This window comes from Nostoc favosum CHAB5714, assembly GCF_020829495.1.
GTDB classification, from domain to species: domain Bacteria; phylum Cyanobacteriota; class Cyanobacteriia; order Cyanobacteriales; family Nostocaceae; genus Nostoc; species Nostoc favosum.
Window position 1 is genome coordinate 1 of the sequence record NZ_JAIVFQ010000042.1, and the last position, 14,066, is coordinate 14,066.

The 14,066-nt window shown below is 41.5% G+C and carries 10 protein-coding genes; 6 read left to right on the forward strand and 4 right to left on the reverse strand.

The features are described 5' to 3' along the window. Positions 1-125: 125 nt before the first annotated feature. Positions 126-1,298, reverse strand: a complete 1,173-nt coding sequence (locus LC586_RS23115) for a homospermidine biosynthesis protein (protein ID WP_229487004.1) — start codon at positions 1,296-1,298, stop codon at positions 126-128. Between the two features lie 42 nt (positions 1,299-1,340). Then, positions 1,341-1,601 carry a hypothetical protein gene (locus LC586_RS23120; protein ID WP_229487005.1) on the reverse strand — a complete coding sequence of 87 codons (261 nt, stop codon included), beginning with the start codon at positions 1,599-1,601 and terminating at the stop codon, positions 1,341-1,343. A 114-nt stretch (positions 1,602-1,715) separates the two neighbouring features. On the opposite strand from LC586_RS23120, the gene LC586_RS23125 reads away from it, so the two are divergent. Both LC586_RS23125 and LC586_RS23130 read left to right on the forward strand, forming a co-directional pair. Then, positions 1,716-2,600 (forward strand): ParA family protein, encoded by an 885-nt coding sequence (locus LC586_RS23125; protein WP_229487048.1) that lies wholly within the window; start codon positions 1,716-1,718, stop codon positions 2,598-2,600. Between the two features lie 224 nt (positions 2,601-2,824). Further along, the gene (locus LC586_RS23130; protein WP_229487006.1) at positions 2,825-6,208 is read left to right on the forward strand and encodes an amino acid permease; all 3,384 of its coding nucleotides are present in this window, start codon (positions 2,825-2,827) and stop codon (positions 6,206-6,208) included. Between the two features lie 169 nt (positions 6,209-6,377). Here the strand turns inward: LC586_RS23130 and LC586_RS23135 are convergent, their stop codons facing one another. Further along, positions 6,378-7,529, reverse strand: a complete 1,152-nt coding sequence (locus LC586_RS23135; protein WP_229487007.1) for a histidine decarboxylase — start codon at positions 7,527-7,529, stop codon at positions 6,378-6,380. A 540-nt stretch (positions 7,530-8,069) separates the two neighbouring features. After that, positions 8,070-10,985: an isoleucine--tRNA ligase gene (gene ileS, locus LC586_RS23140; protein ID WP_229487049.1), complete on the reverse strand. Its 2,916-nt coding sequence runs from the start codon at positions 10,983-10,985 to the stop codon at positions 8,070-8,072. 359 nt (positions 10,986-11,344) lie between these two features. Here ileS and LC586_RS23145 point away from each other — a divergent pair, with 359 nt between their 5' ends. From LC586_RS23145 to LC586_RS23160, 4 genes are all read left to right on the forward strand, one after another. Beyond that, a complete protein-coding gene (locus LC586_RS23145) occupies positions 11,345-11,713 on the forward strand; it encodes a Crp/Fnr family transcriptional regulator (protein ID WP_229487008.1) in 369 nt (122 codons plus the stop codon). Between the two features lie 280 nt (positions 11,714-11,993). Beyond that, positions 11,994-12,359, forward strand: a complete 366-nt coding sequence (locus LC586_RS23150; RefSeq protein ID WP_229487050.1) for a Lin0512 family protein — start codon at positions 11,994-11,996, stop codon at positions 12,357-12,359. A 380-nt stretch (positions 12,360-12,739) separates the two neighbouring features. Beyond that, the gene (locus LC586_RS23155) at positions 12,740-13,093 is read left to right on the forward strand and encodes a hypothetical protein (RefSeq protein WP_229487009.1); all 354 of its coding nucleotides are present in this window, start codon (positions 12,740-12,742) and stop codon (positions 13,091-13,093) included. Positions 13,094-13,276: 183 nt separating this feature from the next. Beyond that, on the forward strand, positions 13,277-13,687 hold the full coding sequence (locus LC586_RS23160; protein ID WP_229487010.1) for a hypothetical protein: 411 nt from the start codon (positions 13,277-13,279) through the stop codon (positions 13,685-13,687). Positions 13,688-14,066 lie beyond the last annotated feature (379 nt).

Consider the following 14,066-nt stretch of genomic DNA (forward strand, 5'->3'; position numbering starts at 1 on the left):
GTAAAGCGTCTCGCCAATAAACAACGCCCAATGCAGCCGAGAGTTCCCAATTTCCAAAGCTAGCCAAATTTCCCCCATCTCCCTCATCTCCCTCATCCCCCTCATCTCCCTCATCCCCCTACTCCCTACATATTCGGAATCAACCGCCCACAAGGATAAGTCGCTGTTTGCTTTTGGGCACTTTCAGCCACTGCTGCTGGAACCTGATCAGATGGTTGGGTTTTGGCTGCTAAATAGTCTTTTTGCAGTTTATCCAAAATAGCTTCTCGCCTGTCGTACACACGCTTCAGGGGACGAGGCTGGCACTTGTTCAAGACGTATGCTGTTACCAGTGGTAGAGCGATCGTGCTATCGGTATAACAAACAATAGTGTTAGGTAACTCTTCCGGGTCAATCTTACCCCAACTGACAGCTTCCGATGGGGTTGCTCCAGACAAACCGCCTGTATCTGGACGCGCATCGGTAAACTGCACAAAGTAATCGTGTCCTCGTTCTTCTAATCCTAATACTTCGTGAAGTTGCGGTTGAGTTTGGAGCAAAAAGTTTTTGGGACTACCGCCACCCAGAATTACAGCCGCGCTTTTACCTCCTGATTCACGGGCATTATATGCGATCGCAGCCGTTTCATTTACGTCAATTGATGGATCTAATACCAACTGCGAACCTTCCAAAGCCAAAGCCGCCACGTTCATCCCAATTGAACTATCTCCTGGAGAAGACGTATATATAGGCACGCCATACTCATAAGCTGTAGCAAGCAAGCAGGAATGCTGTACACCCAGTTGCTTTTCTACTTCTCGAACATACTTACCCAGTAAATGGTGAAACTCAGCAGTTCCCATCCGCTTTTGAAACGCTTCCCCTTGCAGAATCTTGCGGATGAATGCATCAGTTTCTAGTAGCACATCGTAACCAAAGATAATGTCATAAATGCGAATAGTGCCTTCCTGGCGCAGTTTCACATCATCCAAAAACGGATTACCAGCAAAAAGTTCAAAACCCAAACCGTAGTGCATATCGTGGTAAAGATTTGCACCAGTGCTAATCATCCAGTCAATAAAGCCGTTGCGAATTAAAGGTGCAAGCGCTGAAACCCCAAATCCTGCTGGCGTCATCGCACCGGAAAGGCTAACTCCCACCGTCACACCTTCCGTTAGCACATCACGACTCAGTAGTTGGCAGATTTCCCGCAACCGCGCTGAGTTGTAAGCGGTAAAGTATTGATCAATCAAATCCACCACATTGATATCATTTGATATAGGTGTAGGTGCAATTTTTTGACCCAGCTGTTTAGACATTTTGGCACTCCCGAACAGTAAACACGCCGAATCTAATGGTATCTAGCTTTTAACCAAAGTGACAGCAATTTTACTAATACAGCACCGCGTAAATCCACCCACGCCACGAGGAAGCAATACGGTTCGGATAAGGTTTTTTGATGACACGCCGCTAATCGCAAAGACGCGATAAATCGCCGTTTTTACAATAATCAGTCCTTTGTCTTGACGGCGATTTATCGCGTCTCTTGCCTTAACCCTTGGAGACGCTGTGTTTCGACTCCGCTCAACATAAAGAAAGCGTTCGGGGAAGTCAAAAGTCATTTCCCCCTGCCTCTTCGTTGAGATTCCGAAAATATTAAATTTAATGGAAGATTTAATAGATCGAGACAGGTGTACGCTACCTACATGGGAATGCGTCAACAGAGGACTCAACCAATGGGATATGTAATTGCTACTGCAAATATGAAAGGTGGCGTAGGTAAAACCACCCTCACCGTAAACTTAGCTACCTGTTTAGCTAAAAATCATGGCAAGCGAGTGCTTGTCCTTGATTTAGACAGCCAAATTAGCGCCACACTCAGTTTGATGTCGCCTTTAGATTTTGCCAAGCGTCGTAAACAAAGTAAGACATTTAGGTATCTGATAGACCAAGTTATCAATCCCGAACCAGAAGCAAAATTGACAATTCAAGATATCATTCAATCCCAGGTTTGTAATCTTTCCGGACTGGATTTATTGCCAGGAGATATCGACTTATATGATGAATTTGTTGTGTCAGAAATGTTGTATCAGCAAGCAACTGCTTTGGGTGAACAGGACTTTGAAACAATTTGGAATCGCTTTGAAAGAGTCTTGATAAATAATATTTTAAAACCTGTACGTCAAGAATATGATTTTATCCTCTTAGATTGTGCGCCTGGATATAATTTATTGACTCGTAGCGCTTTAGCTGCCAGTGATTTTTACATACTTCCTGCTAAACCAGAACCCTTATCTGTAGTAGGTATTCAACTGCTAGAAAGACGCATTGCACAATTAAAAGAGAGTCACGGGCATGAAACCAAAATAGATATAAAAATGCTGGGAATTGTATTTAGCATGTCCAGCGCTAATCTTCTTACTGGCAGATACTATAAGCAAGTGATGCACCGCGTTGTTGAAGATTTCGGTGTAGAAAAAATTTGTAAAGTACAAATACCAGTTGATGTCAACGTTGCTAAGGCTGTTGATAGTTTTATGCCAGCTGTTTTAAATGCTCCCCAATCAGCTGGTTCAAAAGCGTTCTTTCAGTTAACTCAGGAGTTGTTGCAAAAGCTATAGCTATAACTCCAGAAGTGTTGAGTTCAACGAAGAGGCAGGGCGAAGGGGGCTAAAAGCTTGGGGGAAATCACCCCATCAAGAACTGCCCTCTCCCTCCTGCCTTCCTCGATAAAAGGTGGTAATAATTAAGTGATTTTTCCGATAAGTTCAGCGTTTATACTGAAGCTAAGTACAGCAATATTCGGCTATTGAGTGAAAAGGCCAGTAAATCTCGCTAAGAAACAATGCTTACTAAAAATTTTGTACAGGCAGAGAAAAATCAACGCTTGGTAATGCGCCTACCACAGACTCTGAGTTATCTCGAAACCTGGGGCTTTGGCTTAACGGGTCATGTGGGATGGATTGGTACTGCTCCCATTATTCATGCAGCGTTAGGGCCTAAAGCTATCTTAGTTTGGTTATTTGGCACGATCATCTCCTTTCTACTCAACTTGCAGGTACAAAGTCTAGGTAGACATTGGCCAGATGTCGCCGGAGGAACACCAAGCTATACCACAAGGCTACTAAAGAACTTTCCTGGCTTGGGCCGTTATGTAGCTTTAGGATACTTTTTTAGCTGGGCAGCAGCACCAGCACTGTATGCGATTATTCTTACAAACCTAATTAAAGTCAATTTTGAAGCATTAGGTATTTCTTGTCCAGAAACTTTTTTAAAAGTTCTTTTTACAGCAATTCCTTTTATTTTGGCTTTTAGTGGCACCCGTGCTTTAGCGCTCTTGCATTTATTTTTTGTATTCCCAGCCATTTTATTACTACTTTTGTTTTGTATTCAAGGCGTAGTATGGTCAGCCTTCTCAACCACTAGTTTTAAACTTATCCTAACTAGCACAGATAGCCTGAGCTTTGGAGAATGGGCAAAGTGGTTTTTTCTGGCTAGCTATTCAATTTATGCTTGTGAAACCACTTCTTCTTTTGTTGCTGATAGCCGCCACCCACATAAAACTTTGAGGTTCTTAACCGTAGCTGCTTGGCTAATACCTGCGGTGTTTTTAGGTGGTTCTTGGGTATTAATGTGTTCGGCTCCAAATCCAACAATAGGTGACGATGCGTTCTTAAATCTGGTGGAGGCTTCTAAGCCTTTTTGGGGTGAATCTGCCTCTTTTATAGTCACACTTCTCATTACTATATCCTGCCTTTTAAGTGCTGCTACGGCAGTTTCTAACTCTCCTCGGATATTATACCAACTTGCTTTAGACGGTGAGCTTTCTCCTCTATTTGCATCAGTTTCCCCCCAAGGTGTCCTTGGGCCCGCTATCTTAGTTACCTTTCTACTCAGTCTGCTTTGTCTGAATTTGGGAAATGTACCTCAACTTGTCACGGTAGCAGGCACTTGTTATCTTGTGTCGATTATGGGTCTACATTTGGGATTATGGCTGTGTCGGGGCAAACCACAGGTGTTATGGCCTTGGTGGTCACTTGGTTTTTTCTGTGTAGAAGCGGTAGTTCTAATAGTAGGAGGTTTAGCTTGGAATTGGAGAGATTTTTTAGTGGGTTTATTATTACCCATTCTTCTGATGATAGGAGATGTAGCACTACGTCGCTTAAAATTAGCACCATTACACCTAAAATGGTGGACACAGAATTACGACGTTAGGTCTGGTAAAAACAACCAAGATTTTGTGGCACTACAGGTGGTTGTCCTAGTATCATTAATTTGTATTACTGCCACAAGCAGTTGGGTTATCCGCGATTTATTAGACGCAAATTATCATAATATTCATAACTCATTGCTAGCTATTCTGTTAGTGACACTTTCTTTTGCAGGGGTTGCGATCGCTTGCTGGACAACTCTACCACAAATTGTTGCTATTGATAACGCACGCAAACAAGCAAAAAGCCTATTTATTACTACTCTCGATACTGTCCCCGATACTGTTTTAGTCTTAGATGAAAACGGAAAAATTTGCCAGACAAATACGGCTGCTGAAGAATTATTTCAAACAACTGTTCAGCAGCTAATTGGCAAAAAATTGAATCAACTCTTAATATGCTATCGCGGTAAACCGGAGCAATGGTCTATTAGAAGTGAGCAAACCTTAAAAATAAATCAAGGTGTACGAATTGTTGAATCTACTATTTCACAGCCATTTAATTCCCAGCTACGAGAGTATATTGTTATTGTCCGTGACATCACTAAGCGTAAGTTAGTAGAAAAAGAATTAGTTCAGTATCGTCATCAGCTTGAGCAGATGGTTCTAGAACGCACCATTGAACTTATTAGAGTGAATCAACAACTTGAGCAAGACATTATCAAGCGTCAACAAGCACAAGAGCAATTACTGCACAATAGTCTTCATGACGGGCTAACCGGATTACCTAATCAACGATTATTTTTGGAGCGAGTGCAGGGGGCAATAGAACGTACTAAACAGCAAAATAAATATTTATTTGCCGTACTTTTCTTAGACTTAGACCGCTTTAAAGTTGTTAATGACAGCCTTGGACATCTACTGGGAAATCAACTTTTAATTGAAATTTCTCATCGTCTAAAGTCAGTTCTGCGAGTTGGAGACATAGTTGCCCGTTTTGGCGGAGACGAGTTCACAATCTTAATTGAGGAAATTGAGGATATCAGCACCGCCATACAGGTAGCCGAGCGAATTAAAAAAGTGCTAGCTTTACCATTTCAATTAAATGAGCATAGGGTGTTTACTAATGCTAGTATTGGCATCGCTTTAAGTAAAGCAGATTATGAGCAAGCAGGGCAGATTCTACGCGATGCCGATGTGGCAATGTACTGCGCCAAATCACTTGGTAAGGCACGCTATGAGGTCTTTGACCGAAAAATGCACGAGGGTGCATCTTTACTCTTGGAGTTAGAAACTGCTCTGCGAAATGCACTGCTCAAACAAGAAGAATTTCGCCTTGATTACCAGCCCATTATTTCACTGACAACTGGCAAACTTATTGGATTTGAGGCACTAATACGTTGGCATCATCCAAAACGAGGACTCATTTCTCCTCAAGATTTTATTCCCCTGGCGGAAGAAACTGGAATGATTGTTACTATTGGGCAATGGGTGCTTTATGAAGCCTGTCATCAAATGCACAAATGGCATAAACAATTTCCTAGCTCATTACCTCTGACAATTAGCGTTAATTTTTCTGGTAAACAAATCACTCAACCTGATGTGTTTAAACAAGTTAAACATATTTTGCAAGAAACTGGGCTGAAGCCATGCAGTTTGAAATTGGAGATTACTGAAACCTTCTTGATGGATAATTTTGAATTAGCTATTACCGTACTTTCCCAGTTAGCAGCGCTGAATGTCGAGATGCACATGGATGATTTTGGTACTGGCTATTCATCCTTGAATTATCTGCACCGCCTACCAATCAAAACCCTTAAGATTGACCGTTCTTTCGTCAACAATATAGGTAGTCGAGGAGAAAATTTAGAAATTGTTCGAGCTATTGTAACATTAGCTCATAATTTAAATATGTCTGTAACAGCAGAAGGGATAGAAACTGTAGAGCAATTAGCACAACTGAAGGCTTTACAATGTGATTATGGACAAGGGTATTTTTTCTTACCAGCTATGGAAGGTGCAGAAGTAGAAACATTACTTGCTGCTAACTTGTGTTATAAAAACTTTTTAAAGAGATAAAACAGGAGTCAGCCCCAACTCTTGGAGACGCTGTATATAAATATATAAACATTCTTTATAATCGTTGACGGTTGACGGTTGACGGTTATCGGTCATCAGTCAACGGTCAACAGTCATCAGGTAAATGTACTAGTTTTATGCGTAACAGCTTATCACTTGATAGTCTACATTAGTGTCCTACTGGCTGTAGCTGGAAATCCTCGGCGTTATCAAGTAACCCTTCTTCTTGCAAAAGTTCATTAATAAAAATATCGATTTTCTTCCGATTAATATTCTGCATGACTATAATGTGTGCCCAATCTTCAAGAACTGCTAACTGCCACTTTTTAATTAACCTTTGAGAAGGTTTTTGAAACACTACTGTATTGGAAAAATTATTTAACATGCATGGATATTCTCTGATTTGAAGTTGTTGGAAAAGATATTGGGCGTTATCAATACAGGTATTTGCTTCTCTAGCTAATCCATCATAACCTCTTGTTTGCAGTGCATACCAGAGAATCAAAGGAGTATGACCGTTTCTAGATCCTAGAATTGTTGTATCTGATGAACCAATATATTCAATTTCTGTTTCAACTTTTTCTACCCATTTTTTCTTAGTTAAAACTACACCACAAGGTAACGGAGAACCAATGAATTTAGCAGAAATAGCTATACTATCTATGGGTTTTTGAAAGTTAACTTGCGGAGCGCCATCTAAAAACGGTAATATTAATCCTGAAAGTGCAGCATCACAATGAATGTAGTAATCTTTAATCTGATTGCGCTCTAAAATTTCTAGAACTTTGTCTAAGTTATCAATTGCACCTTTGACAGTAGTGCCAATATTTAAATTTATGATGGCTGGATAACTACGATTTTCGCTAATTAGTTGTTCAAAATGTTCATAATTTATTTCTCCATTAATTTGCGAATTAACAACATTATGTTGGATGCGGAATAATTTGGCTGCTTTGGGAATTGAATAATGAGAGTCTTGTGATGAGTAAAGAATGCCATTAGGGTAGATTTCTCTTGCTAAGAACATTCCATATAAATTACCTTCAGTTCCGCCAGCAGTAACATAACCCCAAAACTGATCTTCTGGAATTTTATAGAGGTGAGCAAAAAAAGATAAGACTTCTTGCTCAAACTTCCGAGAATGAAGACCAAAATCTGGCTCTACATAAGGATCTCCAGCATTATTTAACAGATGATTGAAAAATTTTGCGATCGCACTGTAATCACAACTTAAATTATATGGATAACCTGCATGAAACTGCGATCGCTGTTCTATTTGCACCAAAAAATCTGCTAAGTCTTTAGCAACTTGATTTGACATATCTCTCTATCCCTTAAATTTTGATTGATTTAATGAATGTTTTAATCTAAGTTATACGTATTATTCCATACCTTTATTTTTTCTTAATAATCCCTCTAGTTGGCTCTATAATTGAAGATAATCTAGTAAAAATACTGAGTAATTTTCAGTAATAATACCCAAAATTTTTGCTCAAATGTTTATTACACTTAGAATTTACGCACTGTAGGAAATAACCATAATGTGTATTACGCAAAATATTTATTTCAGGCGCTGACTGCAACCTGATTTAACCTGAATTCCACGGATGATGTAGTGTCTAAGCTGATATGCGTCTAAATTATATAAACATTCTTTATAATCGTTGACGGTTGACGGTTATCGGTCATCAGTCATCAGGTAAATGTACTAGTTTTATGCGTAACAGCTTATCTAATTAGCTGAATGAAAAGACCACTAAGAGGTTTTACTACGCAAAACTTTCCCTCTCCGAGTCGGAGAGGGAAAGACTTGAACTTTAATTGAAGGCAGGGAGAGGTTCGTTGAACGGACGTATATTTACTAGAACTCTCCGGCTAAAGCTGCAACGCATCGTTCGCAAATTAAGGGATGTTCTGCTGATTCTCCCACATGAGTAGAGTAGTTCCAACAGCGATCGCACTTTTCCCCGTCTGCATTCACTACACCAATTCCCCAGTCTTCCGTCTGCGCTGTATATTTTAATCCTTGCAACCCTTGAGCAGAATCTAATAATTCCACCTGGGAAGTCAGCAATAGATATCGCAGTTCGTCAATACCGTTACCCTTAACCGGGTTAAAGGCTTTGATAGCATCACCTAACTGTTTGTGAGGTATATGAATCAAAGCTTTCGCTTCCAAGGAAGAACCAATCATTTTTTCTATCCTGGCTTGTTCCAACACCTTGTTAACATCAGTGCGGAGTTGTCGCAGTGCTGACCAAAATTCCGCTAACTCTGGATTACGCCATTTTTCCTCAACTAGTACCCAACCGGCTTCAAATACCGATTTGTAAGGTGTTTTGTAGGGGAGATATTGCCAGATATCTTCGGCTGTGTGGCATAACACTGGAGCGATCGCTCGTGCTAAATTATCTATTGCTATCTTCAGCACCGTTTGACAACTGCGACGACGGAAAGCATCGGTTGCACTGATGTACAGCCTATCTTTGGCAACATCTAAATAAAAGTTGGATAAATCCACCACGCAGAAATTCTGCACTGTTTGGAAGAAGCGGAAGAATTGGAAACTCTCAAAGGCAACGGTTACTTCCTCAAATACCTCGGTGATGCGGTGTAGCATATAACGGTCAAGTTCTGGCAATTCCTCGAAGGGAACTGCATCTTTTTCCGGGTCAAAATCATCCAAGCTACCCAACAAAAACCGCGCTGTATTGCGGATTTTGCCTCTGACATCGTTCATCTGCTTGATGATGTTTTTGCCAATGCGGACATCCCCAGAGTAGTCAACCGATGATACCCACAATCTCAAGATATCTGCACCGTAAGGCGGTTCTAATTTTTGATTTTTCCCGCCTTCAATGATTGTATTTGGGTCAACCACATTTCCTTCTGACTTACTCATCTTTCGCCCTTGTTCGTCCAAAGCGAAGCCGTGAGTTAGCACAGTTTTGTAAGGTGCAATGTCATTTACAGCTACACTGGTAAGCAAACTTGACTGGAACCAGCCGCGATGTTGGTCGGAACCTTCCAAATATATATCAGCAGGGTAGCGTAACTCTGGACGCTGTTGGACGACAGATGCCCAAGATGAGCCAGAATCAAACCATACATCCATTGTGTCTGTACCTCTGCGGTAAGACTTGCCATTTTGACGATAAGATTCGGGTAATAACTCCTCCACTGAAAGTTCCCACCAAGCATCAGAACCTTTTTCTGCGATAATTCCTTGGACGTGGTTGATAATTTCTTCATTCAGCAGTGGTTCTCCCGTGGCTTCATCGTAGAAGACGGGAATGGGTACACCCCAACTCCGCTGACGAGAGATACACCAATCGGAACGTTCCGCGACCATTGGCGTGATGCGATTTTCACCTTGGGCTGGAATCCATTTTACAGTTGCGATCGCATCAAGTGCTTCTTCTCTAAATCCTTCCACAGAAGCAAACCATTGTTCAGTAGCACGGAAAATCGTTGGCTTCTTCGTCCGCCAATCATAAGGATACTTATGGGGATATGGTTCTTCCTTCAACAAAGAACCAGCCGCAGCCAGTGCATCAATTACCGCTTGATTCCCATCACCCAGCACATTCAAACCAGCAAATTGTCCCGCTTCTTCGGTAAAATTGCCATTGTCATCCACTGGTGCAAGGATGGGTAAACCGTAGCGCTGACCAACAATGTAGTCTTCTTGACCATGACCAGGAGCAGTATGTACCAACCCAGTACCCGACTCAGTAGTAATGTAATCACCGCCCACGACAATCGAACTTTCCCGGTCAAATAGAGGATGACGGTAAGTAGTATGTTCTAAATCATTCCCCTTAAACGTGGCTTTTACAGTTAACTCAACTCCCAACCTTGAAGATAAACGTTCTACTAAATCAGCAGCAACGATGAGATAGCGGAACCTCACCCCCTCAGTCTCGCTCCCCCTAAGAGCTTGCGGGGAGGGGGTTGGGGGGTGGGGTTCCACTTCCACCACTGTATAATTCAAATCTGCATTCACCGCCACAGCCAAATTCCCCGGAATCGTCCAAGGTGTAGTTGTCCAAATAGCCACACCCAAATCTGATAGATATTCCGCCAACAGTGGTTTTACAGCTTCCGCCAAACTTGTAACTGCAAAAGCTGCATAGATACTGCGGGAAACGTGACCTTCGGGATATTCCAACTCAGCTTCAGCCAAAGCAGTTTTAGAACTCGGACTCCAGTGAACCGGCTTCAAACCGCGATAGATGTAGCCTTTTAAGAACATCTGACCAAACACGCCAATTTGCGCCGCTTCATATTCCGGCTTCAGAGTTAGATAAGGGTGGTTCCAGTCACCCCAAATACCGTAGCGTTGAAAATTTTGGCGCTGGTCATTTACCGCAGTTAGAGCAAATTCTTCCGCTTTCTGCCGCAGTTGTAAAGATGTTAAGTTTTGCCGTTCTGCTGACTTCATATTCTGCAAAACTTTCAACTCAATTGGCAAACCGTGACAATCCCAACCAGGAACGTAGCGAACTTTACGCCCTTTTAGCAGTTGGTAGCGATTAATAATATCTTTGAGAATTTTATTTAAGGCATGACCAATATGGAGTGAGCCATTAGCGTAGGGAGGCCCATCGTGCAGTATAAATAATTCGCCGGGGTTATTTTTGGAGAGGCGATCGTAAATTTTATTTTCTTCCCAAAATTTTTGGATTTCAGGCTCACGCTTGATGGCGTTTGCCCGCATATCAAAATTAGTCTTGGGTAGGTTTACAGTATCTTTGTAACTTCCTGATTCGGTCACAGTCTCATGCCTAGAATTAGGTGTGCAGGTTTTATTAATTATAGAAGATGACATGAAAACCAAAATTTGCTATTTGAACGTGAGTTTGATAAATATTATTTGACCTCTCCCCCAGCCCCTCTCCGAAGCGGAGAGGGGAGCAAAAAGCTGAATTTTCGCTCAAGTCTCTCGCTCTCCGACTCGGAGAGGGACGGTTTTGCGTAGTAAAACCAGGGAGAGGTTTCTAGGCGATTAGGAGACTAATCAGAAATTTTGCGGAGGTTGAGAGTTAATCAACAGAAAGTAGTATACTTTTGTGGGTTCGCGTAAAGCTATCTAAAAGTTTCGTCTAAAAACCAAGAATTTTGGGGTTGCTCTAAATGCTAAGTCCTGTAGTAACAGTCAGTATCTTTCAAAAACAACCCGACCCTCAAGCATTTTCAGCAGGCGAAGTCATCTTTGAAGAAGGACAGCCAGGTGAGCACATGTATGGGATTCTGGAAGGAACAGTAGATATATTAGTCAATGGCAAGGTTGTAGAAACCATTGAGACAGGCGAAGTTTTTGGTGTCGGGGTACTTGTAGGAGTAAAAAATAGAACTTACACAGCTATTGCCAAGGTGGACAGCAAACTTGCTTTCGTTAATGAGAAAAGGTTTCTTTTTGCCGTTCAGGAAACACCCATGTTTGCCCTCAAGGTGATGAAAAGTTACTCAGAGCGTCTGAGTCGTGTGCAGCGTATGGTGTGAGGCAGGAGGCAGGAGGCAGGGGGCAGGGGACATGTGTACCTCTCATTGCAAGACTCTACGTGAAGGTTTTCGTAAGACCTCTTGCAAAAGTCCTTAACACCCCACCCCCAACCCCTCCCCGCTTGCGGGGAGGGGAGCGTTTGCTTTACTCAAATGCGGGGTGGGGTTCTTTATTTTTGATTTATGCAAGAGGTCTGTAGAGAAGCGATGCAGTATTGCAAGTGAGCCTCCAGCCCTCTGCTTTTCTTGGTGAAACATGAAAGATTTACCGGAGGTAGCAATGGCGCGTAAACGGTTGATTATCGAGATGGGGATGGGAATAGATCAACATGGACAAGATCCTACAGTAGCAGCATCTAGGGCAGTACGGAATGCGATCGCTCATAATGCCTTACCTGGTGTTTGGGAGGTTGCTGGCTTAAGTCACCCCAATGAAATGATTGTAGAGGTTCAGGTAGCAGTTCCATATCCAGAGCAAGTTAGAGAAGAAGAGGTATTAGCTGTACTACCATTTGGTCGGAAAACTCTTACCGTAGAATCTGGGGGGATGGTAGTTCAAGGGCGGGCGATTCCCGAACTCAATGATAAAAATGATGAAATGTTAATTGCGATCGCTGCTGTTACAGTTTTAATCGAAGATAAGTAGCTGAGGTCAAAGGTACGTAAGCTGACAATTACCTTTGTTTGCGCTTGAGAGATTATACCGAAAAGTTTTTAATTTATTTGAGCATCGGCTTTGAAAGTATATCTGTGATTTTTAATTGCCAGGTATATTTGCTGATTACTTTATCAAAATGCCTAATTGCTTTATCAAAATGCCTGTTTACTTTCTCAAAATACTGAAATGCTTTATCAAAATGGCATTTGACTTACTCAAAATGCCTTATGACTTATTCATTTTGGTGTTTTCCGCAAGTAAAATGACGTTTTACTTACTCAAACCCCAGTTTACTTATTCATTTTGGTGTTTTCCGCAAGTAAAATGACGTTTTACTTACTCAAACCCCAGTTTACTTACTCATTTTGGTGTTTTCCGCTGACCTACCTTACGACCAAAGCTATTTTATTGAAAACATTATTGATCCAGCTCACGTTCCAATCAGCCATGATGGCATCATGGGAAGTCGAAAAGATGCCCAAGCGCTGGAACTAGAAGTCATTGAGAGCAATATTCAGGGAATTAAGGGAAGGTGGCGGCGAACACGCACACCCAATACGCCTTGGATTTCATTAGATTTCATTGCTCCTAATTTGATTCTCTACAAATTTGGTAATGAACAGCAAGGTAAATTTGGAGGCATAGCCTTATATTCAATTCCACTAGGTAAGAATAGATGTCGGATTCTCATCAGAAATTATAGTAATACCATTTCTTTGTGAGGCTGCGCCAAACCCTTTTAACTTCTTTCTTTCTTTCTTTCTTTCTTTCTTTCTTTCTTTCTTTCTTTGTGTCCTTTGCGTCCTTTGCGGTTCGTTTCTCTTTATTCTTTCTTATACTTAAATATTTTTTAGCGCATCTTCATACAGAATTGGTATAACTCGTTTCCCAAAAAAATCAAGCTGATGCCTCCCTGGTTAGATCACATATTGATCCGAAACAAAATCTTAGAAGGTGATTTGCAATTAGTCGTTGAACAAAAGGCACAAATTGAGCGTTTGGGACAAAATCTCAAAGAAGTGTATTTACCGCTCAAAACATCTGATACTTTAGTGGTTGAGTATCGCAAGTGGCTAGATAAATTTGGGTCATCTTTGCCGTTTTATCAAGGTTATTCCACCTCCAAAAATGTCGGTAATAGCGAGTCTGATCAAAAGTTGATCACGTTAGACCGATTCTCGCAACATACACTTATTTGTCATTCCTGCAATCAAGCTTATCAAGTTACAAATACGGTTAAGCAAAGTTGTATCGGGGTAGCGATCGCTCTAGCTTGCGTTTCTATCCCGCCTCGGAATGAATTCCGAGTCTCATAGTTGAAGTCCACGCTTTGTGGACTGAATAATCAATTTAGGGAACTCCAAAAAATAAATTATCCCATTTCTGGACTTCACTACGACTTTCCCTCCCCCAGCTAGAAAGCTCCCTGTTCCTAAAGCGATGGGATATTTTTTTATTTGGAAGTCCCTTAGTCCACAAAGCGTGGACTTCAGCTATGAGCCGCTAAACTTTAGTTCAGGGCGGGATGTCGGTAAGTGTGAGAGTTTAACTGTACCGAAAGTTTGTTTACCTGAAACAATTTGCTCAAACCCCAAGTCTTGTTAAGTCATGCTCAAGTTAGTGGCTCTGCGCTAAAGTAAAAATATTGGGATAAAAATCTCTGCCAGTAAGTTCAATACACCACTAATCTTTACC